Source organism: Rhizobium cerradonense (genome assembly GCF_030182455.1).
Taxonomy (GTDB): domain Bacteria; phylum Pseudomonadota; class Alphaproteobacteria; order Rhizobiales; family Rhizobiaceae; genus Rhizobium.
Genome location: NZ_JAQJCK010000004.1, coordinates 452,479 through 474,923, shown reverse-complemented (window position 1 = coordinate 474,923; position 22,445 = coordinate 452,479). Strand labels below are relative to the sequence as shown.

Genomic DNA, 22,445 nt, shown 5'->3' with positions numbered 1-22,445 from the left:
AAAATTGAGGTTACTGTCGCTCTCATGAGCATGTTGATTCGAATTGTCGGGAGATTGGTGCGCCTCATCGCCTATGCGTTCGTGGCAATTCTCGTGCTTGCGATCGCCGCCGTGCTCATTGTCGGCTTTGTACCCGCCGCGACCGACTATGCCGTCAATCAGGTGGCGAAGCTCGTCTCGACACCGGACCAGACCATCACGATTGCCGCGCCGTCGGGTCTTCTAACCGGCAACCTCCGCGTCGGCTCGATTGCGGTTGCCGACACCAAGGGCACCTTCGCGAAGGTGCAGAATCTCGCCATCGATTGGTCGCCGGTCTCCCTGCTGACGGGCACTTTCCATGCCGACCGCGTTGCCGCCGACGCCGTCGATTTTCAACGCCTGCCGGTGTCAACGGCAAAACCGGCGGCGGAATCGCAAGCAACGACGAGTGAAGGCAAAGGCTTCTCGCTGCCCATCGCCGTCGATATCGGCGCCATCGCATTGCCGAATCTCCGCATCGGGCAGGCCGTTGCCGGTCAGGATTTCGCGCTTGCCGCCAACGGCAGCGTCAAGGCGAACAGCAGCAGCGTCGACCTCATCCTCGATGCCAATCGCCAGGACGTTCCGGACGCCAAGCTCTCCGCCGATATCGCTTTTGCACCGGCTGAAAACCGCCTGAACCTGAAGGCCGAAATCGCCGAACCGCGTGACGGAATGCTGGCCGGGATGCTGCATCTGCCGGGCGGCCCGGCGATCAATATCAATCTTTCCGGCGAAGGCCCGTTATCGAACTGGACCGGCAAGCTGCAGGCAGCACTCGACGGCAAGCCGACGGTATCGATCAATGGCCATCATGCCCTTTCCGCCGAAGGGCTGCACCGTATCGACGTAAAGGGCGGCGGCGACGTCGATTCATTGCTGCCGCCGACCTTCCGGCCCCTCTTTGCCGGCCAGACGACGATCGACCTTGCGGCGACCTTCGACGGCAAGGGCAAGATCGATATCCAGACCGGCAATCTCGCCACCGGCAGCGTCGTCATCGCCGCTTCCGGCACGCTCGATCCCTCAGGCAATAACAGCCTCAACGCCAACCTGCTCGGCACATCGGGGCCTGTGGATTTCCGCTGGCCGATGGAAGACGGCGAAGTGCGGGCGATGATTTCGCGTGTCGATGTCGCGCTGACGGGCGCTGCGCCGTCCGCGAAGATCGATGCCAAGGCCTCGCTCGAAAGGGTCAGCACGCCGCAGGGCCAGATCGGTCAGGTGAATCTTAGCGCCAAGAGCGACGCCTTCAACCTGACCAACGGCTCCGGCCCGCTGCAGCTTCGCCTCGTGATCGGCCAGACGGCCTTCATCAGCCCCGACCTCAACCGCCTTATCCGCGCGCCGGTCGCGCTGACGGCGCCCTTGCAACTCTCGCCCGACATGATCGGCTTCAACAATACGACGCTGGAAAGCGCCAGCATCGGCGGCACCATCAACGGCAAATACACGCTGTCATCGAAGTCGCTCACCGGCAACTTCAAGATCTTTGCGCTGCCCGCCGTACTGCCAGACGGTGTGTCCGACAAGTTCGAGGGGACGATCTCGCTGGAGGGTCAGGTCGCCGGCACCGTGCCGACGAAAATGAACCTGTCCAACCTGGCCCTGAAATCGAATGTTGCCGAAATCAGCGGCAGTGCCGCGCTCGATGGCCAGGCGCTGACATCGGATATCACCGGCAAACTGCTCGATCTCTCCAAGCTCGTCCCCAATGCCGAAGGACAGGCGGATATCGGCCTGAAAGCCAAGGGCCCGCTGGCCGCGCTCGGCATCGATGCGACGCTGAAAGCGGTCAACGTCAAGCTGGCCGGTCGCCTGCTGGACACGCTCGATGTGGCGCTGACCGGAACCGCCGATCCGAATGCGCCACAGGCGAGCGTACAGGCAAGCGGCGCAATCGAGGGCAAACCGATCAGCATTACCGCCGATGCGACCTCGCAGAACGGCCGCACCAGCATTCCGAAGCTCGCCGTCGAAGTCGGCGCCAACAAGCTGCAGGGCAAGCTGGATCTTTCGCCAAGTTTCGAACCGTCGGGCGCGTTGAACTTCGATCTGCCTGACCTCAGCCTGCTTGCAGCCCTCGCGGGGCAGAAGGCCGACGGCGATCTCAAGGGTTCGATCGATCTCTCCAACGCCAATGGCAAGATCGGCCTGAAAGTCAATGCCAGCGGCAGCGGCATTCGCCGCGACGATCTCTCGATCGACAAACCGGCCATCGCGCTGACCGTCGACGACCTCAAGGCTTTTTCCGCCAATGGCAGCATCCGCGCCGACGCCATCGCCTCCGGCGCCGACCGCATTGCCAATCTCGGGCTGACCTTCACGCAGCAGGGCAACCGCACGGTTTTCGATCTCAAATCGAACTACGACAACGCGCCGCTGACAGCCAATGGCAATGTCGAAACCGGCGGTGGCCAGACGGTCGTCAGCCTCGATAATTTCGCCGGCGCGCCGCGCACCATTCCGGTCAAGCTGGCATCGCCGACCAAGATCGTCGTCAAAGACGGCACGGCATCGCTGAGCGGCCTCACCATCCAGACCGGCGGCGGTTCGGTGACGGTCAACGGCACGGCTGGACAAGCGCTGAATATCACCGCTGAGATCGCCAACCTGCCCGCCAGCCTCGCCAATGTCTTCGCCCCGACGCTTGCCGCCGAAGGTGCGATCTCCGGCAAGGTGACGGTGACCGGCAAGCCGGCCGCACCCGTCGTCGCCTTTCAGACCAATTGGTCCGGTGCGGCGACCAGCCAGACGAAATCGGCCGGGCTCGGCCCGCTCGGCATCAAGGCGAACGGCCAGTTCGCCAACAACACCGTCACCATCGACACGAACCTTACCGGCCAGAATGGCCTGGCGCTCAACGGCGGCGGCACCGTCGCCATTGCCGGCAGCAAGGCCCTGGGGATGAGTTTCTCCGGCACCCTGCCCTTCGACGCGGTGGCCGGGCAGCTTGCCGCGCAGGGCCTCAGCATGACTGGCACGGCGAAGATCGACATACGGATCGCCGGCACGACCGCCGCACCTGCCGTCACAGGCACGATCACCACCGACGGCTCCAAACTCGTCGATGTCCGTCGCAATCTCACCCTCAACGGCCTCGCCGTCACCGTCACGCTCGACGGCAGGCAGGCGGTGATCTCGCGGCTCAACGGCAATCTCGCCAGCGGCGGCAGCGTATCGGCAAGCGGCACGGTCGGCATTGTTCCGGACAGCGGCTTTCCCGCCGACATCCAGTTGAAATTCAACGATGCCACCTATGTCGACGGCACGCTGGTGACCGCAACCATCAACGGCACCCTCAACATCAAGGGGCCTTTGCTGACCGCACCAGCGCTCACCGGAAGTCTGCGGCTCAACAAGGCATCGATCACCGTGCCGGAAAAGCTGCCGGCCTCGCTCTCCGAGATCAATATCAAACACAAGAACGCACCCGCCGCCGTCAGCGCCCAGTTCAGGGACCAGAAGCCTCAGGGCCCGCGCGATAAATCCACCACCCTCGGTATCGACCTGCAGCTTGACGCGCCCGCGCAGATTTTCGTCCGCGGCCGCGGCATCGACGCGGAACTCGGCGGCAATATCACAGTTCGCGGCACGGCCGCCAATCCGATCGTCTCCGGCGGCTTCACCATGCGGCGCGGACGCCTGACTATCCTCAGCCGCCGTCTGGATTTCACCAACAGCAGCAAGATCACCTTCGGTGGCGACCTGACGCCTGCCCTCGACATGGAAGCCACATCGACCGTGAATTCCACAACCATCACCGTCGACGTCACGGGTTTGGCTACCGACCCGAAGATCAGCTTTTCCTCGTCGCCTGCCCTACCGCAGGACGAGGTGCTGGCGCAACTGATCTTCGGTCAATCGATGTCCAAGCTTTCAGCCCTGCAGATCGCCCAGCTCGCCGATGCCGCGAGCCAGCTCGCCGGCGGCCGTTCCACCTCCTTGTTCGAGGGGCTGCGTAGCCATCTCGGTGTCGACGATCTCGACATCACGACGGACTCAAAGGGCCAGGCCCAGGTTGGCGCCGGTAAATATCTGAACAAGCGCACCTATATCGAGCTGCAGCAGGGCGCCTCCAACAACACCAAGGCGATCATCAATCTCGACGTAGGCCGCGGCGTTAAGCTACGGGGCGCAGCCGGCTCGGATGGCGCAGGCGAAGCCGGGATCGTTTATGAGCATGAGTATTAAGGAGATCACACGACTTTCTGCTCAAGCCAATCCGCGGCCACCTCGCCCTTCGAGGCCTTGCCGCTTTCGCTGACGCTTAAACGTCAAAGTACCCCAGGGTGAGGTTGAGAGAGTTTTGGGGCGCGCAAGAGATCAGTCCTCACCCGCAAGCCTCCTGGGCTTGTCGAAGGGGGCTGGAGCCTCAAAGGGCGAGGGCGGGTGGTGCCTCCTTGGAAAGAATGTTTAAAATCCCATCTTGCTCGTCTTCAGCAGGATATTGGACTCCGTCGTGTTGATACCGTTGATCAAGCGAATCCTGCGCAGCGTTTCGTCGAAGGAAGCGAGATCGCGATCCTCCAGCTCGGCGATGAAATCCCATTTTCCGTTGGTGCTGTGCAGCGCCCTCACCTGCGGCAGGCCGCGAAGCTGATCGGCGACCTTATCCGCCAATTTGCCGAGCACCTCGATCATGACGATGGCGCGCACCCCGGCGGAGCGGGCCTCGTGGCCGGTTCTGATGGTAAAGGCGGTGATGGTGCCATTGTCGACCAGCCGTTCGATGCGCGCCGTCACCGTGGCGCGTGAGGCGCCGGTCGCTGCCGCAAGCGACGAGACGGAGGTGCGGGCGTTGTGGCGCAACGCACTCAGGAGGTCACGATCGAGATCATCCATGGACTTATCATTCTGCTAAATGGCATTTATCAATCTGTCGAAGACTACTCGATTTTTGACAATTTTCCATCTTTTTGCTGTCATCTCCGTCGCTGATAATCGACACCGACAGCCAACCTGTATCTTGGATAACGCATAGGCCTTCCCGAAAGCCACTCTGCACTTTTCGGGCTTATGCGCTGAACGGAGGACCGCCGATGAACGTAGAACCCACATCCATCACGCTGATCGGCGTTCCGCTCGAGGAAGGCTCCGGCCGCCGCGGCGCCGGCATGGGCCCGACGGCCCTGCGCATCGCCGGCATCGAGACGATGCTGACCGAACTCGACCATCGCGTCACCGACAGCGGCGACCTGCATCCGGCCCCCGCCGCCGACCTGCCGGACCATCCGAAAGCGCATAATCTGAAGACCGTTGGCGCCTTCACCCGCGCTCTGGAAGCCAAGGTTTACGAAGTTGCCTCATCGGGCGGCTTCCCGCTGATCCTCGGCGGCGATCACAGCCTTTCCATGGGCAGCGTCTCCGGCATGGCGCGCCATGCGGCTGAGGTTGGCCGGCCGCTGTTCGTGCTCTGGCTCGACGCGCATTCAGACTTCAATTCGCCGGCCACATCTCCATCGGGCAATATTCACGGCATGCCAGTCGCCTTCTTCTGCGGCGAAGCGGAGATTGCCGATATCCTGCCGGCCTCCCGCCCGCTGGTCGATCCGAAGAAGGTATTCCAGGTCGGCATACGCTCCGTCGACCCGCACGAGCGCCAGGAAATCCGCGAGCATGGCGTCAACGTCTTCGATATGCGCTCGTTGGACGAGCAGGGCGTGGCAGCCATCATGCGCCAGGTGCTCGACACCATCAGCGCCGCCAATGGCCTGCTGCATGTCAGCTTCGATGTCGATTTCCTCGATCCGGATATCGCGCCGGGTGTCGGGACGACCGTGCCGGGCGGCGCGACTTTCCGCGAAGCCCATCTCATCATGGAAATGCTGTCCGACAGCGGCCTCGTCTCGTCGCTGGATCTGGTCGAGCTCAATCCCTTCCTCGACGACCGCGGCAAGAGCGCCCGCGTCCTGGTGGAGATGGCGGCGAGCCTCTTCGGACGACGCATTTTCGATCGCCCGACACGGGCAGCATAATTCTCGGGGGGAACTTACCATGAGCGCATCAACCGATCTTATCGCCACTGAACAGCGCCTCGGCGCCCATAATTACAAGCCGCTCGATGTCGTGCTGACCCGCGGCGAAGGCGTCTATGTCTGGGACACCGACGGCAAGCGCTACCTCGATTGCCTGTCAGCATATTCCGCGGTCAACCAGGGGCATTGCCATCCGAAAATCCGCGAGGCGATGATCGAGCAATCCGGCAAGCTGACGCTCACCTCCCGCGCCTTCCGCAACGACCAGCTCGCCTATCTCTACGAGGAGCTGGCGGCGCTGACCGGCTCGCACAAGATCCTGCCGATGAACTCCGGCGCCGAAGCCGTCGAAACCGCGATCAAGGCGGTGCGCAAATGGGGCTATGAGGTGAAGGGCGTTCCGGAAAACCAGGCCGAGATTATCGTCTGCTCCAACAATTTCCACGGCCGGACGCTCAGCATCATCAGCTTCTCGACCGATCCGGATGCCCGCACCGGCTTCGGCCCCTATACGCCGGGCTTCCGCACTGTTCCTTTCGGCGATGCTGAGGCCTTTGCTGCCGCGATCAACAAAAACACCGTCGCAGCGCTGATCGAGCCGATCCAGGGCGAGGCCGGTGTCATCATTCCCGCGCCCGGCTACTTCACCCGCGTGCGCGAACTCTGCACCGTCAACAACGTCACCCTCATCCTCGATGAGATCCAGACTGGCCTCGGCCGCACGGGTAAGCTGCTCGCCGAGGAGCATGAGGGCATCGAGGCCGACGTAACGCTGATCGGCAAGGCTCTGTCGGGCGGCTTCTATCCCGTCTCCGCTGTGCTTTCCAATTCTGAAGTGCTTGGCGTCTTGAAGCCCGGCCAGCATGGCTCCACCTTCGGCGGCAATCCGCTGGCCTGCGCCGTCGCTCGCGCCGCGCTGCGCGTCCTGACTGAAGAAGGCATGATCGAGAACGCCGCCGTCATGGGCGATTATTTCCTCGAAGGCCTGCGCTCGATCCGTTCGAATATCGTCAAGGACGTCCGCGGCCGCGGCCTTATGATGGCGGTGGAGCTGGTGCCGGAAGCCGGCGGGGCACGACAATATTGCTACCAGCTCAAGGATATCGGCCTGCTCGCCAAGGACACGCACGACCACACGATCCGCCTCGCGCCGCCCCTGGTCATCACCCGCGATCAGGTCGATTGGGCACTGGAACAGATCGACAAGGTGCTGGCCCAATAGGCCTGATCTTGAGAAGTACCTAAAGTATATCCTGCCGAAATCTCTTCGGCAGGTTTAGGTTTGAGCAACATTCTTGCGTTATTCTCATGATAACGCGTCAGTTTTGGCGCCATACTTGAATGGGAAGAATGTTCATGGCCACGATCAATTCCACCAGCTTCAGCGGCGACACCTTGGAGATCATTGCCTTCCGGCTTCATGATCAGGAGTTCTGCGTCAAGACCACCACGATCCGCGAAATCCGCGGCTGGGCGCCGTCGACGCCGATCCCGCATGCGCCGGCCGATGTCATCGGCGTCATGAACCTGCGCGGCTCGGTCATTCCGATCATCGATCTCGCCTACAAACTCGGCATGAAGAGCACGGTCGCAAACGAGCGCAGCGCCATCGTCGTCGCCGAAGTCCACAACATGGTCATCGGTATGCTGGTCGACCGCGTTTCCGACATCCTGACAATCTCCTCGAGCCAGGTCCAGCCGGTCCCTGAGGTCACGGCTTCCTTCGATCGCGCCTTCTGCGAAGGCATCATCGCCACCGAAAGCGGCATGATCTGCTTCCTGAACCTCGCCAAGATGTTCAAGGAAAACGAAACGGAAGAACTCGCCGCCTAAACGCTCGTTCTTCATACCATTCTCTATGAATAGAGCCGCCCCGGTTTTCCAGGACGGCTTCTGCATGCAGTCGCCGTGCCGGGGTTCAGCCAAACAGCGCGTATGTGCTCTTGATCGTCACCCAGACGCCCCAGAGCAACGGGATGCCGACGATCGCCCAGGCGATCAGCGCCCTGGCGTCGAGGCCGCCTGTGCCGATGCCGAAGGAACCGGTGGGGCCGGCGTTCGCGGCGGCGGTTCTCGCCTGCAAGGCAGCAACCTCGCCATCCGACATGAACCATTTGTCCGAAAGCGGCTTCACCAGCGAGTTGGCGATCAGACCCAACGCCAACATGCCGGCGAGGATATACATGGTGAAGCTGTAAAGCTGCGCGCCTTCGACGCCGGCAGCCTTCTGCGCCTCGCGGATATAGTTGACCACCACCGGACCGATGATGCCGGCCGTCGCCCAGGCGGTGAGCAACCGGCCATGGATCGCACCGACGAACTGCGTGCCGAAGATATCAGCGAGATAGGCGGGAACCGTGGCGAAGCCGCCGCCATACATCGACAGGATGATGCAAAGGGCACCTACGAACAGCACCTTGCTGTGAATGCCCGCTGCCCACGGTGCAAGGACATAGAGCGCAATCCCGATAACGAAGAAGCAATAATAGGTGTTCTTGCGCCCGATTCTATCGGACAAGGATGCCCAGAAGAAGCGACCGCCAATATTGAAGAGCGACAGGAGACCGGCAAAGCCCGCGGCGATCACAGCGACGGCGGCCACCTGGTCTTTGCTCAGAGCGGCGAACGTCACATCCGGCAGACCGATCAGCGCACCACCGAAGATTTCCTGTAGCATCGGCGAAGCCATGCCGATGACGCCGATGCCAGCCGAGACGTTGAGGCATAGCACAGCCCAGATCAGCCAGAACTGCTTGGTCTTATGGGCGTCGCGCAGATGCACGTGCTTGGTCGTGATCATCGTGCTCTTGGCGGCGGGCGGCGTCCATCCATCCGGGCGCCAGCCGGCCGGCGGCAGGCGGTAGCCGAAGGCGCCGCCCATCATGAAGACGAAGTAGATCGCCGCCATGACGACGAATGTCTGCCAGACTCCGGCTGAACCGTCGCTGCGGAAGCTGGTCATCAGCAGGTTGGCGAGCGGCGCGCCGATCATCGCTCCTCCCCCGAAGCCCATGATAGCCATGCCCGTCGCCATGCCGCGCCGATCGGGAAACCATTTGATAAGCGTCGATACCGGCGAGATATAGCCGAGACCGAGACCGACGCCGCCGATGACGCCGGCGCCGATCCACATCAGCCAAAGCTGATGGAAGACGACGCCGATCGCGGCAACCAGAATGCCGCCGCACCAGCAGCAAGCGGAGACGACGCCCGCCTTGCGCGGCCCGACCCGCTCCAGCCAGCCGCCCCAAATGGCAGCGGAAGAGCCCAGCAATACGAAAAACAAGGTATAGATCCAGCCGAGATCGCTGACGCGCCAATCGCAGCTCGTGGTGACGAGGGCGGAAAGAAGATTGAGGCCAGCGCATTCGGCCGGCGGCGTCGAAATGCCGAGCGCTTTCGACAATGGCAGCCAGAAGACGCTGAAACCATAAGCCATGCCAATGCAAAGATGGATCGCCAGAGCTGCCGGCGGCACCAGCCATCGATTGAAACCGGGTTTGGCGATAATGCGCTCGCGATCGAGCAAACCTGATGTTATCTGTTCTCTTGAAATATCTGTTTCCGCAGTCGTCATGAACAACTCCTCCTTGATTCAGAGACTGGAAATTCTCAATTTTTCTACTTTAAATTGCATTAACGAGCAGATTCCGCCATCCTCCCTTCTTATTCAGAATATCTAATATTTGACCGGATCAGTCTTGCTTGACTGGCTCCGGCCTATGGATCAATGGGGCTGCCTCCAGCACCAAGGGATCCAATCCACTATTTCCATTATCAATTATTTCGAAAAACTGCCGCCGCATCCGCGGATCCCAGAATTTATTGATATGCGTCGCAACGCCCTGTGCCGCCTCGTTGGCTGGCTGCGTTTTGAAGAAAGTGGCGATCTGGTTCGCCATATAGACGAGCTTGGCTGACGTTTTGCCGTGGGGTGTTTCGTCAGGCGACATCGGCGATGCTCCCTGGGGTAATGCGCTGCGGATGGGTGAAAATCTCAAAATCGTCGCCGCGCACCAGTGCTACCAGCGTCATGCCGGCTTCTTCGGCGGTGCGGATGGCAAGTGCGGTCGGCGCGGAAATGGCAATGAGGACGGAGCTGCCCAGTATCGCAGCCTTCTGCACCATCTCGACCGACAAGCGGCTGGTGACGGCAACGACGCCCTCAGGCCCCTTATGGCCGGAACGGATGACGGCGCCGCAGAGCTTGTCCAACGCATTATGGCGCCCGACATCTTCACGCACGGCGATCAATCCCTCGGCCGAAATATAAAAGCCCGCCCCATGCACGGCGCGGGTCTCATGGTTCAATACCTGCGCGTCGCTCAAAAGAGCGACCGCTTTGACGATATCCCCATACGAGATTGTCAGAGCGACCTTCGAAACATCCGGCACCTCGCGCACCGCCTGCTCGATCGATTCGATGCCACAGAGCCCACAGCCGACCGGCCCGGCCATATGCCGCCGCCGGACGCGCAGCGCATCGGCCGCGTCATCGACCAGAGTGATCTGCATATCGATCCCCCGCTCGTCCTCTATCGGCTCGATCGCGGCTATCTGATCGACATTGGTAATGATGCCCTCGGTCAGGCTGAAGCCGACCGCAAAATCCTCGATATCGGCAGGCGTACCCATCATCACCGCATGCGACGTGCCGCCATAGGAAAAGGCAATCGGAACTTCTTCCGGCACGGTGCGCGTACCCGAGCGTACCAGGCCATTGCGGCGGGCAGTTTCGGGGACGGTCGTGGTGGGGGTGAAACGGGTCATGTGGCGACCCTTCCTTCTCCCCGACGGGGAGAAGGGGTCAATCCATCGGATATCACTCCGCTGCCTCCAGCTTCCCAGCAATCCGGCGCGATTGCCGCGCTTGTTCGTCATAGTCGATCTGCCATTGCGACGGGCCGTTGGAGGGCGAGACCTGCACCGCCGTCACCTTGTATTCCGGACAATTGGTCGCCCAGTCGGAATAGTCGGTTGTGATGACATTCGCCTGCGTGTCCGGATGATGGAAGGTCGTGTAGACGACGCCGGGGGCCACGCGATCGGTGATCAGCGCGCGCAGCGTCGTGTCGCCCGAGCGGCTGGCGAGCTTGACCCAATCGCCGTCGCGGATGCCGCGCTGTTCGGCATCGTGCGGATGGATCTCCAACCGGTCCTCCGCATGCCAGACAACATTGTCCGTCCGCCGCGTTTGTGCGCCGACATTGTACTGGCTGAGGATACGCCCGGTGGTGAGCAGCAGCGGAAAGCGCGGGCCGGTGCGTTCGTCGGTCGCGACATATTCCGTGCGGATGAACTTGCCCTTGCCGCGCACGAAACCATCGACATGCATGATCGGCGAGCCAAGAGGCGTCTTCTCGTTGCATGGCCACTGCACCGAGCCCATCTTTTCCAGATAGTCATAGGAGACAAGCGCGAAGCTCGGCGTCGTCGCGGCGATCTCGTCCATGATCTCGGACGGATGCGTATAGTTCCAGGCAAGGCCCATGGCCTGCGCCATCTTCTGCGTCACTTCCCAATCCCCATAGCCGTTGCGTGGGGTCATGACTTTGCGCACGCGATTGATGCGACGCTCGGCATTGGTGAAGGTGCCGTCCTTTTCGAGGAAGGTCGAGCCCGGCAGGAAGACGTGGGCGTAGTTGGCCGTCTCATTCAGGAAGAGGTCGTGAACGACGACGCATTCCATGGCGGCAAGGCCGGCGGCGACATGCTTGGTGTCCGGATCGGACTGCAGAATATCCTCACCTTGGATGTAGATGCCTTTGAAGGTGCCATCGACGGCGGCATCGAGCATGTTGGGGATGCGCAGACCGGGCTCGTTGTTGAGCTTTACGCCCCAGAGCTTTTCGAAGATGTCACGCGTCGCATCGTCGGAGATGTGGCGATAGCCCGGCAGCTCATGCGGGAAGGACCCCATGTCGCAGGAGCCCTGCACATTGTTCTGGCCGCGCAACGGGTTCACGCCGACGCCCGGACGGCCGATATTGCCCGTCGCCATGGCGAGATTGGCGATCGCCATAACGGTCGTCGAGCCCTGGCTGTGCTCAGTGACGCCAAGGCCGTAATAGATCGCGCCATTGCCGCCCTTGGCATAGAGGCGGGCCGCGCCACGCACGAGATCGGCGGGAACGCCGGTGAACTTTTCCGTCTCCTCCGGGCTATGCTGCGGCTCGGCGACGAAGGCAGCCCAATCCTCGAATTCGGACCAGTCGCAGCGTTCGCGGATGAACTTCTCGTCGAACAAGCCTTCGGTGACGATGACATGGGCGAGCGCCGTCAGCATGGCGACGTTGGTGCCCGGCTTCAGCGGCAGGTGATAGCTCGCCTCGACATGCGGCGTGCGCACCAGATCGATGCGGCGGGGATCGATGACGATAAGCTTGGCGCCCTGGCGCAGCCGCTTCTTCAGCCGCGAACCGAAGACCGGATGGCCGTCCGTCGGATTGGCGCCGATGACGACGACGACATCGGAATGTTCGACGCTGTCGAAATCCTGCGTGCCGGCCGAAGTGCCGAAGGTCTGGCCGAGGCCGTAGCCGGTTGGCGAATGGCAGACGCGGGCGCAAGTATCGACGTTGTTGTTGCCGAAGCCGGCGCGCACCAGCTTCTGCACGAGGTAGGTCTCCTCATTGGTGCAGCGCGACGAGGTGATGCCACCGATGGAGTCGCGGCCGTATTGATATTGCAGGCGCTTGAACTCCGTGGCGATGTGGGCAAAGGCCTCATCCCAGGTGACTTCCCGCCAGGGATCGCTGATCTTCTCGCGGACCATCGGATTGAGGATGCGGTCCTTGTGAGTCGAATAGCCGTAGGCGAAGCGGCCCTTGACGCAGGAATGGCCGCGATTGGCTTGGCCGTCCTTCCAGGGCACCATGCGCACCAGTTCCTCGCCGCGCATTTCCGCCTTGAACGAGCAGCCGACGCCGCAATAGGCGCAGGTGGTGACGACGGAGTGTTCCGGCTGGCCGATCGATATCACCGATTTCTCGGTCAGAGTCGCGGTCGGGCAAGCCTGCACGCAGGCGCCGCAGGAAACGCATTCCGAATCGATGAAATGCTCATGCATGCCCGCCGAGACGCGCGAGCCAAAACCGCGGCCCTCGATAGTCAGCGCGAAGGTGCCCTGCACCTCCTCACAGGCATTCACGCAACGGGAGCAGACGATGCATTTCGACGGATCATAGGTGAAATAGGGATTGGACTCGTCCTTAGGCATCCATTTCTGATTGATGTCGCCGTTGTTGCGTGCCTTGACGTGATTGTCGCCGTCGTAGCCATAGCGCACGTCGCGCAGACCGACAGCGCCCGCCATATCCTGCAATTCGCAATCGCCATTGGCGGCGCAGGTCAGGCAGTCGAGCGGATGGTCGGAGATATAAAGCTCCATCACGCCACGGCGAATATCCTTCAATCGTCCGGTCTGTGTGTGCACCACCATGCCCGGCGCCACCGGCGTCGTGCAGGAAGCCGGCGTGCCTGCCCTTCCCTCGATCTCGACCAGACAGAGGCGGCAGGAGCCGAAGGCATCGATCATGTCGGTGGCGCACAGCTTCGGCACCATGATCCCGGCTTCTCTCGACGCGCGCATGACCGAGGTACCTTCCGGCACGGTGATTTGCTGCCCGTCGATGGTCAAGGACACCATGCTTTCGGAGCGGGAGGCTGGAGTACCGTAATCAATTTCGGAAACAAGGGACATCTGGTCTTACTCCGCCGCTTCAATCAGGGGAACCGGAGAGAAATCCTCCGGAAAATGCGTCATCGCGCTCATGACCGGATAGGGCGTGAACCCGCCGAGTGCGCAAAGCGAGCCGAATTTCATCGTGTTGCAGAGATCGGCAAGCAGCGCCCGGTTCTGTTCCGGCTCGATGCCGCGTGCGATCTTGTCTGCCGTCTCGACGCCGCGGATCGAGCCGATACGGCAGGGCGTGCACTTGCCGCAGCTTTCCACCGCGCAGAATTCCATGGCGAAACGCGCCTGCTTCAACATGTCGGCCGTATCGTCGAAGACGACGATGCCGGCATGGCCGATCAGCCCGTCCTTGGCCGCAAAGGCTTCATAGTCGAAGGGCGTATCGAAGAGCTTGCGAGGGAAATAAGCCCCCAGCGGCCCGCCGACCTGCACCGCCTTCACCGGCCTGCCAGACCTCGTGCCGCCGCCGATCCTGTCGACGATATCGCCAAGCGATAGGCCGAAGGCCGTCTCATAGAGGCCAGCATGTTTGACGTTGCCGGCGATCTGGAGAGGAATCGTGCCGCGCGAACGGCCCATGCCGAAATCGCGGTAGAAGGCAGCCCCCTTGTCCATGATGACCGGGACGGAGGCGAGCGAAATGACATTGTTGATGACGGTCGGACAGTCGAACAGGCCCTTATGCGCCGGCAGCGGGGGCTTGGCGCGCACAACGCCGCGCTTGCCTTCCAGGCTGTTGAGCAGCGACGTTTCCTCGCCACAAACATAGGCGCCGGCGCCGCTGCGGATCTCCATATCGAAAGCCTTGCCGGAGCCAAGCACCGAGGCACCGAGAATGCCGGCAGCTCTGGCGATCTCGACCGCCTCGGTCATGACGGCAATCGCATGCGGATATTCCGAGCGCGTGTAGACGAAACCCTTGGTCGCGCCGGTCGCTAGGCCGGCGATCGCCATGCCCTCGATCAGCACGAAGGGATCGCCTTCCATGATCATACGGTCGGCGAAGGTGCCGCTGTCGCCCTCGTCGGCATTGCAGACGATGTATTTGCGGTCGCCCGGCGCGTCGAGCACCGTCTTCCATTTGATACCGGTCGGGAAACCTGCACCACCGCGACCGCGCAGGCCGGAATCGGTGACCTCCTTGACGATATCGCCTGCCGCCATGTCGACGGCGCGACGCACCCCCTTCAGACCGCCATGGGCTTCATAGTCTTCCAGTGAAAGAGGATCTGTGATGCCGCAACGGGCGAAAGTGAGACGGGTCTGTTCCTTGAGGAATGGGAGGTTTTCGACCTCCCCAAGACAGAGCGGATGAGCGCCGCCGGTGATCAGCCCGGCATCGAAAATATCAGCCACGTCCTTGGCCTTCACCGGCCCATAACCGATACGCTTGCCGTCGACTTCAACCTCGACCAGCGGCTCCAGCCAGAACATGCCGCGCGAGCCGTTGCGCACAATCTGCGCATCAAGACCCCGGCTGGCGATCTCCTGCGCGACCGCCTTCGCCACCTTTTCGGCACCGAGGGAAAGAGCGGCAGCATCGCGGGGAATGTAAATCTTCACCGTCATCGGCGCGCCTCCTTCACGAGGTCTTCGACGGCCTCATCGTCCAGGCGGCCGTGCAGCTCGCCGTCCAGCATCGCCGACGGCGCGCAGGCGCAGAGGCCGAGACAGTAGACCGGCTCCAGCGTCACGCTGCCATCCAGCGTCGTCTGGTGAAAATCGATACCAAGCAGCCGCTTGACGTGCTCGGCCAGCGCATCGCCGCCCATCGACTGACAGGCTTCGGCACGACAGAGCTTCAGGACATGACGGCCAGCGGGATGATCGCGATAATCATGGTAGAAGGTCATCACGCCATGCACTTCGGCGCGCGATAGGTTCAGGGCCTTGGCGATCAACGGAAGCGTATCCTGCGGCACATAACCGAATTCCTCCTGGATCCCGTGCAGGATCGGCAGGAGCGGACCTTCCATCGACTTCATGCTGTCGATGATAACGCCGGCGCGGGCCGCGATCTCGCCCGAACCAAGATGCAAATTCATATGCAGCCCTCCCAGGCTTTCCTCCGTAAACAGGCGTCGACGCGTGCTCACCAAACAAAAATCGCAAGGAAGAGGCGGGGGATCAATAAGGTAATCCCGTCAGTCGATAGAAAACTCCTATCGACTCTTATTGCCTTCGGCCAGCAATCGTGCCTCGTGCAGCAAAGCGGAGACAAGCGGCGTAAACGGTTCGCGATGGGTGGCCACCAGGCCGACGAGATGCTCCGCCTCCGGCTCCGTGATGGGGATCTTATGAATATCGGCCGGAAAGCCGAAGGAATCGGCGATATTCTTCGGCATGATGCTCGCCCAGCGTCCGGTCTGGACATGGGAAAACAGCACGATCATCGAATTGGATTCCAGCGTCGGCCGGGCGGTCGCGCCGGCTTCGCCGAGATGCCGGTTGATGATCCGGCGGTTCTGCATATCGGCCGTCAATAGACAAAGCCGAAGATCGCCCACTTCCTTCCACGTCACACTTGTGCGCTCGGCCAGCGGGCTGCCGGCGGCCGTTATCAGATGATAGCGCTCGGCATAAAGCGGCACGCTGGTGACGCGGCCGAGCGGCTCGTTTTCCAGATAGGTGATGCCGGCATCGATCTCGAGGTTTTCAAGCAGGCTCAGCACCTGCAGCGAATTGCGCGAGGTAATGGAGAAGGTGACGTCGGGATGCCGCTCCTGAAACGGCGCGGTGATCTTCTGCACCATGGCAAGCGCCGTCGGAATGGCGGCGATGCGGAGATGGCCGGCAAGCCCCTTGCGCGCAGCCCGCATTTCCTCGCGCATGGTTCTGGTATCGCCGACGATGCGTCGCGCCCATTCCAGCACCCGCTGGCCCTCCGGCGTGAGCCCCTGAAAGCGCGAGCCGCGGCTGACGAGCATGACGCCGAGCTGATCCTCCAACTGCCTGATCGCCGCCGACAATGTCGGCTGCGTCACCCCGCATTCCTCCGCAGCACGGCCGAAATGCTTCTGGTTGGCAAGCGCGATGAAGAATTCCAGCTTATCGATCATTTAACTCTCCTGAATGCGAGAGTTAAACGGGCCAGGGCATCAGCGCAACATTGGAAAATAGAAGTGAGGCATTGGGGCGGTTCACCGCACTCCTCCAGCAATCACACCCCGTCTCTGCCTCTGAAGGCGCAAGTAAGAATGCAGCCGGAAAGGCTTTCGCCAAATCCGGCTGCATTCACTAGCTTCTACTGCCGTCGTCGGAAATCGTGCCCCTCCGAAAATTCCCTAGAGAGCGGTCTCGCCACCAGCCGATGAGCGCTCAATGAAAACGCGAGGGATAAACGGTATCGCATCCTGTTCGGCAGAGGCAGCATTTCTCGCACGGGCCGTTTTTTCCAGAAGTTTCGCAAAGTCGCTCAACGATACGCGATCGGCACGGAGCATCTGGCGGATCATCGGATCTCGCAGAACTTCCGAAATCGTCATTTCACTATTCTGCACGGCCTATCCTCCTTTTATCTTATAAGGGAGTATTAGCGGCCTTGCATAACACTGTCATGTCAGGCAGTTGACGATACGATGATGAATTGAAGGCCAAAACGAGGCTTCGGAAATTTCCGAATAAACGCAGAGGCCAGTCGGCAGTCGCGGCTCAAGCCTGACAGCCCGAGGAGGACGTTTCAGCAATCGCCCGTGCAGAAGATTTTTTGCAGCGAATTGATTGCGGCGCAGATTTCAGAACTGGCGACAGCATAATAGATGAGCCGGCCTTCGCGACGCGTATCGACCAGCTTTTCCAGGCGAAGCCGCGCCAGATGCTGAGAAACCACCGCCTGCTGCAGACCGAGCAACCCCTCGATCTCCGTAACGGTCTTTTCGCCAGTGGCCAGCATAAAGAGGATGATCAGCCGCGTCTCGTGCGACAGAGCCTTCAACAAAATGCTCGCCCGCCGGGCCTCCGCCGTCAGTTCCTCGACATTATGCTCGGCGGCACCGCCAGGCGGTGGAGACAGCGACATAGGATGGCCTCTAGTGATAACTCACATAGAGATATGTTTATAATATTATGAATCCATAAGCTGGTTCAAAAGGTCGCAGAACACCAAAAAAGGTCCGATTATCAGCAGATAAGCTGTCCTCCGTTGATCTCGATCACTTGGCCGGTGATGTAGCCCGAGAGCGTTGGCGCGGCGAGGAAGAGATAGGCAGGCGCGCAATCCTCCGCTGTGCCCAGACGCTGTAACGGGATCGACCGGCGGGTCTGTTCGAGTTTTTCCTTCGACGAATACCGCTCGTGGAAATCGGTGGCGATGGTTCCCGGCGATACGCAATTCACCCGGATCCCGTCCGGCGCCAGCTCGCGCGCCAAAGCCTTCGAGTAGGTGGCAACGAAAGCCTTGGAGGCGGAATAGATCGCCGACCCAGGACTGCCGCCGGTCAAAGCCGAGATCGAGACCGTATTGACGATCGCCGCCTGCCCGGCCGCCCGCAACAGCGGCAACAGCGCCCTGGTCACCTCGACGACCGAGGTCTGGTTGAGCTGGACAATCCGGTCATACCACTCGTCGGTCAATTCGCCGGCCGGAAAGCGGCCGACCATGGTACCGGCATTGTTGACCAGCACATCGATGCGGTCGAACACATCAGCGGCGGCGAGAGCAAAGTCCCTGGTGCCGCTTTCACTGGTGAAATCAGCGGGAACGAGAAAGGCGCGACGATCCAGTTCGGCCTCCAACAGAAAATCCGGCAGCTCACGGCCGGGGTCGCGGCCGACATGGACGAGAACGCGCGCACTGCAATCGAGAAACTGCCGCGCCACCTCCAGCCCGATGCCACGGCCGGCGCCGGTGACGACGACATTGCGATTTTCGAATAGCTTCGGATGAAACACCATGACCTCCCCAATGTGCAGAATCCGCGCGTCGGCAATTGCGGAATTTTCACTTTATCATATGATGACGAAAAAACGAAAGAAAGGGAGCGTCGACAATGTTCCTATCCGGACGCCAGACGGAGATTCTGGAAATCGCCAAGGCTGAGGGGCGCGTGCTGGTGGAGGAACTGGCGCTGCGTTTTTCGGTAACGCCACAAACCATCCGCAAGGATTTGAACGATCTCTGTGACGGCCGCGTTCTATCGCGCGTCCACGGTGGCGCGATCTTTCCCGGCGGTACGGAAAACGTCAAATACGAAGCGCGCCGCTCCATCGCCGCCCCTGAAAAGCAGGCGATCGGCCGCGCCGCCGCCGGCTTGATCCCCAACAACACCTCTCTTTTCATCAATATCGGCACCACCACGGAAGCAGTCGGCGAGGCGCTCCTCGGCCATCACGAATTGATGGTCATCACCAATAACATCAACGTTGCCAATAAGTTACGTATTTTCCCGTCGATCGAAGTGGTTATCGCGGGCGGCGTCGTGCGCGGCTCGGATGGCGGCATCGTCGGGGAAGCCGCGGTCGATTTTATCAGGCAATTCAAGGTGGACTACGCCATCATCGGGACTTCGGCTGTCGACGCCGACGGCGCGCTTTTGGATTTCGATTTCCGCGAAGTGAAAGTGGCGCAGGCAATCATTGCCAATGCCCGCCATGTCATCCTGGTGGCCGACAGCACCAAGTTCGAACGCACCGCTCCGGTGCGCATCGGCCATCTCTCGCAAGTCCATACTTTCGTTACCGACGAATGTCGCGTCGAATCCGTCCGCGCCGCCGCGGCGGAACACGGCGTTCGCCTGTTGGAAACCTCGCGCCGCCAGAATTGATCCTCACATCGCTTTCGTCACGAAACGTTCGTTTGACATTCGGATTGATTTCGTTTTAGATGAATCAATTTTCGAATTTTCCATTTCCCAAAATGGCAGACCTTTTCGGAGGGGCGGGTGAGCGAGCAGATTTACGACATTTTCGTTATCGGCGGCGGCATCAACGGCTGCGGCATAGCTCGTGACGCTGCCGGACGCGGCTACAAGGTGGCGCTTGCGGAAATGAATGATTTCGCCTCCGGCACATCGTCCGGGGCGACCAAGCTCATCCACGGCGGCCTGCGCTACCTCGAACATTATGAATTCCGCCTGGTGCGCGAGTCGCTGATGGAGCGTGAAGTGCTCTGGGCGATGGCGCCGCACATCATCTGGCCGATGCGTTTCGTCCTGCCTTACCACAAGGGCGGCATCCGCCCGGCCTGGTTGATCCGCCTCGGCCTCTTCCTCTATGATCATCTCGGTGGCCGCAAGCTGCTGCCGCCGACCGCGACGCTGGACATGAAGAGGGACCCGGCGGGAAAACCGCTGAAGGCGTTGTTTACCAAGGCTTTCGAATATTCCGACGGCTGGGTGGACGATGCGCGCATGGTCGTGCTCAACGCCCGCGACGCGGCCGATCGCGGCGCCACGATCATGCCGCGGACCAAGGTAATTTCCGCTCGTCGCGAAGGGGTCACCTGGACGATTGAAACACAGGACACCGTCACCGGCGAGAAGCGCACGTTCCAGTCGCGCATGCTCATCAATGCCGCCGGTCCCTGGGTCGACCATGTCCTGTCCGACGCCTTCGGCAAGAACCAGGTGCACAATGTCCGCCTGGTGCAGGGCAGCCATATCATCGTCCGCAAAAAGTTCGACGATCCTCGCGCCTATTTCTTCCAAAATCCAGATAACCGCATCATCTTCGCCATCCCCTATGAACAGGATTTCACCCTGATCGGCACGACGGATCGCGACTACAAGGATGATCCGAAGGATGTGAAGATTTCCGACGAGGAAACCACCTATCTCTGCAGCGCCGCCAGCGAATATTTCAAGGAGCCGGTCCGGCGCGAGGACATCGTCTGGTCCTATTCCGCCGTACGTCCGCTCTATGACGACGGCGCTTCCAAGGCGCAGGAAGCGACGCGCGATTATGTGCTGAAGGTCGAAGGCGCCGAGGGACAGGCGCCGTTGCTCAACGTTTTCGGGGGCAAGCTCACCACCTATCGCCGCCTTAGCGAACATGCGCTGGAAAAGATCGGAGAGGTCATCGGCCTCAAGGGAACGCCATGGACGGCCAAGAGCTCCCTTCCGGGCGGCGATTTTCCGGTTCGCGGCTACGAGGCCGAGGTCGCCAAGCTGAAGGCACGTTATCCCTTCCTCGCCGACCCGCATGCCCGCCGGCTGGTGCGCCGATATGGCACCCGCGCCGCTATGCTCCTTGGAGAGGCGAAGACCGCGGCCGATCTCGGCCGCAGCTTCGGCAGCGATCTCTATGAAGCGGAAGTCCGCTATCTCATGGCGCATGAATGGGCCTATACCGCCGCCGACGTCCTTTGGCGTCGCTCGAAGAAAGGCCTCTATCTCTCGAAGGATGAAGCCGCCGCGCTGGATGATTATATGGCCGGCACGCGCGTTCATGCTTAGGCAGGCACGGCGCTCCAGAGCAATTCCAGCAAAAGTGCGAAACGGTGTTGCATCCGGAATTGCTTGAAAACAAGAGATAGAGTACTTCCGTGGTTCGAAGAAACACGGATACTCTAGGGATCCAGCAGACGCGGCCCAGGCCCCTCTTCTGACAGCACATCCCAGGGATTGCGCAAGGGGCAGGTCTGCATCGAGAGACAGCCGCAGCCGATGCAGCCGTCGAGTTGATCCCGCAGGCCCTGCAGCCGCTTGATCCTTTTGTCGAGATCATCCTTCCAGTGTGCCGAGAGCGCCCGCCAATCGGCGCCTGTCGGCGTCCGGCTTTGCGGCAGCGTGTCGAGTGCCGCTTGAATCTCGGCAAGCGGAATGCCGACACGCTGCGCCACCTTGATGACCGCCACCCGGCGCAGGACCTCGCGGGCGTAACGCCGCTGATTGCCGCGGCTGCGATGGCTCTCGATCAGCCCTTTTGCCTCGTAGAAATGCAGCGTCGAGACCGCGACGCCGCTGCGCGCCGCCACCTCGCCGACCGTCAGCAATTTGGAAAATTGATCGGATTCGATTTTTTCCATCATACGTCCTTGACCTCAACTTTACTTGAGGTTCTATAGCTCCTGCTCCGAAGCGCGTAAAGCAGGAGCAACACATGACTGGACCTACCAAGCTGGCAATTCTCTACGGCAGCACCCGCAAGGGCCGACTATGTGACCGCGTGGTCAATTGGGTCGTCCGTGAGCTGGAAAACTATCCGCTGATCGACATCGACATTATCGATCCCCTTGAATTCGACCTGCCGGCGCAGCACGACCGCGAGCATCCGGCCGTCGCGGCCCTCGCCGAGCGGCTCTCCAAGGCCGATGCCTTCATCGTCGTCACGCCGGAATACAATCACAGCTTCACCGCCTCGCTGAAATTCGTGCTCGATCTCGTTTATGAGCCATGGCAGGGCAAGCCGGTCGCCTTCGTTTCCTATGGCGGCATTTCCGGCGGGCTTCGTGCCGTCGAACAATTGCGGCTGGTCTTTGCCGAGCTGCATGCCGTAACCGTGCGCGACACCGTCAGCTTCGCCAATCCCTGGGGCCGGTTCGCCGAAGATGGCTCCCTTGAAAACCCGATCGAGGCACGTCAATCGCTGGTGCGGATGATGGCGAAGCTGCATTGGTGGAGCGCGGCCTTGAAACCGGCTCACGCAACGCGCCCCTATCGCTCCGTCGCCGCCTGAGCGCCTTCTGCAATATCCGAACACGGTCTTTCGTTTCTGGCAGGTGCGAAAGACCGGTTTGACGTCCGGACCTGGTACCCCAGGTCCGGACGTCTGTTATACACCCAGAAGTTTACCTTGCCGCAAAGCTGCGCTTG

The 22,445-nt window shown here is 61.1% G+C and carries 18 protein-coding genes; 7 read left to right on the top strand and 11 right to left on the bottom strand.

The window, feature by feature from the left end; all coding sequences use genetic code 11:
• Nucleotides 1-24: 24 nt before the first annotated feature.
• Complete coding sequence (locus PH547_RS12920) at nucleotides 25-4,215, top strand: translocation/assembly module TamB domain-containing protein (RefSeq protein WP_285168387.1); 4,191 nt, start codon at nucleotides 25-27, stop codon at nucleotides 4,213-4,215.
• Nucleotides 4,216-4,437: 222 nt separating this feature from the next.
• Here the strand turns inward: PH547_RS12920 and PH547_RS12915 are convergent, their stop codons facing one another.
• The gene (locus PH547_RS12915; protein ID WP_028751246.1) at nucleotides 4,438-4,866 is read right to left on the bottom strand and encodes an Lrp/AsnC family transcriptional regulator; all 429 of its coding nucleotides are present in this window, start codon (nucleotides 4,864-4,866) and stop codon (nucleotides 4,438-4,440) included.
• A gap of 197 nt (nucleotides 4,867-5,063) precedes the next feature.
• Between PH547_RS12915 and rocF the strand changes: the two genes are divergently transcribed.
• From rocF to PH547_RS12900, 3 genes are all read left to right on the top strand, one after another.
• Entirely contained in the window at nucleotides 5,064-5,999 is a 936-nt protein-coding gene (rocF, locus tag PH547_RS12910) for an arginase (protein WP_104824567.1), read from the top strand.
• A gap of 19 nt (nucleotides 6,000-6,018) precedes the next feature.
• Entirely contained in the window at nucleotides 6,019-7,221 is a 1,203-nt protein-coding gene (gene rocD / locus PH547_RS12905) for an ornithine--oxo-acid transaminase (protein ID WP_285168385.1), read from the top strand.
• Between the two features lie 134 nt (nucleotides 7,222-7,355).
• Nucleotides 7,356-7,832 carry a chemotaxis protein CheW gene (locus PH547_RS12900; RefSeq protein WP_104825238.1) on the top strand — a complete coding sequence of 159 codons (477 nt, stop codon included), beginning with the start codon at nucleotides 7,356-7,358 and terminating at the stop codon, nucleotides 7,830-7,832.
• An 85-nt stretch (nucleotides 7,833-7,917) separates the two neighbouring features.
• Here PH547_RS12900 and PH547_RS12895 read toward each other — a convergent pair whose 3' ends face one another.
• The 9 genes from PH547_RS12895 to PH547_RS12855 form a co-directional block, all read right to left on the bottom strand.
• The gene (locus PH547_RS12895; protein ID WP_104824569.1) at nucleotides 7,918-9,576 is read right to left on the bottom strand and encodes an OFA family MFS transporter; all 1,659 of its coding nucleotides are present in this window, start codon (nucleotides 9,574-9,576) and stop codon (nucleotides 7,918-7,920) included.
• Nucleotides 9,577-9,694: 118 nt separating this feature from the next.
• Complete coding sequence (locus PH547_RS12890; RefSeq protein WP_104824570.1) at nucleotides 9,695-9,952, bottom strand: formate dehydrogenase subunit delta; 258 nt, start codon at nucleotides 9,950-9,952, stop codon at nucleotides 9,695-9,697.
• Entirely contained in the window at nucleotides 9,942-10,769 is an 828-nt protein-coding gene (gene fdhD, locus PH547_RS12885; RefSeq protein WP_285168380.1) for a formate dehydrogenase accessory sulfurtransferase FdhD, read from the bottom strand. The genes PH547_RS12890 and fdhD overlap by 11 nt, the downstream gene beginning before the upstream one ends.
• Before the next feature lie 52 nt (nucleotides 10,770-10,821).
• A complete protein-coding gene (fdhF, locus tag PH547_RS12880; RefSeq protein WP_104824572.1) occupies nucleotides 10,822-13,701 on the bottom strand; it encodes a formate dehydrogenase subunit alpha in 2,880 nt (959 codons plus the stop codon).
• Between the two features lie 6 nt (nucleotides 13,702-13,707).
• Complete coding sequence (locus PH547_RS12875; RefSeq protein WP_104824573.1) at nucleotides 13,708-15,264, bottom strand: formate dehydrogenase beta subunit; 1,557 nt, start codon at nucleotides 15,262-15,264, stop codon at nucleotides 13,708-13,710.
• Nucleotides 15,261-15,740 (bottom strand): formate dehydrogenase subunit gamma, encoded by a 480-nt coding sequence (locus PH547_RS12870; RefSeq protein ID WP_104824574.1) that lies wholly within the window; start codon nucleotides 15,738-15,740, stop codon nucleotides 15,261-15,263. The genes PH547_RS12875 and PH547_RS12870 overlap by 4 nt, the downstream gene beginning before the upstream one ends.
• Nucleotides 15,741-15,857: 117 nt before the next feature.
• Nucleotides 15,858-16,754, bottom strand: coding sequence for a LysR family transcriptional regulator (locus tag PH547_RS12865; protein ID WP_104824575.1), 897 nt, complete (start codon nucleotides 16,752-16,754; stop codon nucleotides 15,858-15,860).
• Nucleotides 16,755-17,374: 620 nt separating this feature from the next.
• Nucleotides 17,375-17,713: an ArsR/SmtB family transcription factor gene (locus PH547_RS12860; protein WP_104824577.1), complete on the bottom strand. Its 339-nt coding sequence runs from the start codon at nucleotides 17,711-17,713 to the stop codon at nucleotides 17,375-17,377.
• A gap of 101 nt (nucleotides 17,714-17,814) precedes the next feature.
• Complete coding sequence (locus tag PH547_RS12855) at nucleotides 17,815-18,585, bottom strand: SDR family NAD(P)-dependent oxidoreductase (protein ID WP_104825239.1); 771 nt, start codon at nucleotides 18,583-18,585, stop codon at nucleotides 17,815-17,817.
• Between the two features lie 98 nt (nucleotides 18,586-18,683).
• Here PH547_RS12855 and PH547_RS12850 point away from each other — a divergent pair, with 98 nt between their 5' ends.
• Nucleotides 18,684-19,457, top strand: coding sequence for a DeoR/GlpR family DNA-binding transcription regulator (locus tag PH547_RS12850; protein WP_104824578.1), 774 nt, complete (start codon nucleotides 18,684-18,686; stop codon nucleotides 19,455-19,457).
• Nucleotides 19,458-19,574: 117 nt separating this feature from the next.
• Nucleotides 19,575-21,086, top strand: coding sequence for a glycerol-3-phosphate dehydrogenase (glpD, locus tag PH547_RS12845; RefSeq protein WP_104824579.1), 1,512 nt, complete (start codon nucleotides 19,575-19,577; stop codon nucleotides 21,084-21,086).
• Between the two features lie 113 nt (nucleotides 21,087-21,199).
• On the opposite strand, the gene soxR is transcribed toward glpD, so the two are convergent.
• The gene (gene soxR / locus PH547_RS12840) at nucleotides 21,200-21,658 is read right to left on the bottom strand and encodes a redox-sensitive transcriptional activator SoxR (RefSeq protein ID WP_104825240.1); all 459 of its coding nucleotides are present in this window, start codon (nucleotides 21,656-21,658) and stop codon (nucleotides 21,200-21,202) included.
• Nucleotides 21,659-21,732: 74 nt separating this feature from the next.
• Here soxR and PH547_RS12835 point away from each other — a divergent pair, with 74 nt between their 5' ends.
• A complete protein-coding gene (locus PH547_RS12835) occupies nucleotides 21,733-22,308 on the top strand; it encodes an NADPH-dependent FMN reductase (protein ID WP_104824580.1) in 576 nt (191 codons plus the stop codon).
• The last annotated feature ends 137 nt before the right edge of the window (nucleotides 22,309-22,445 follow it).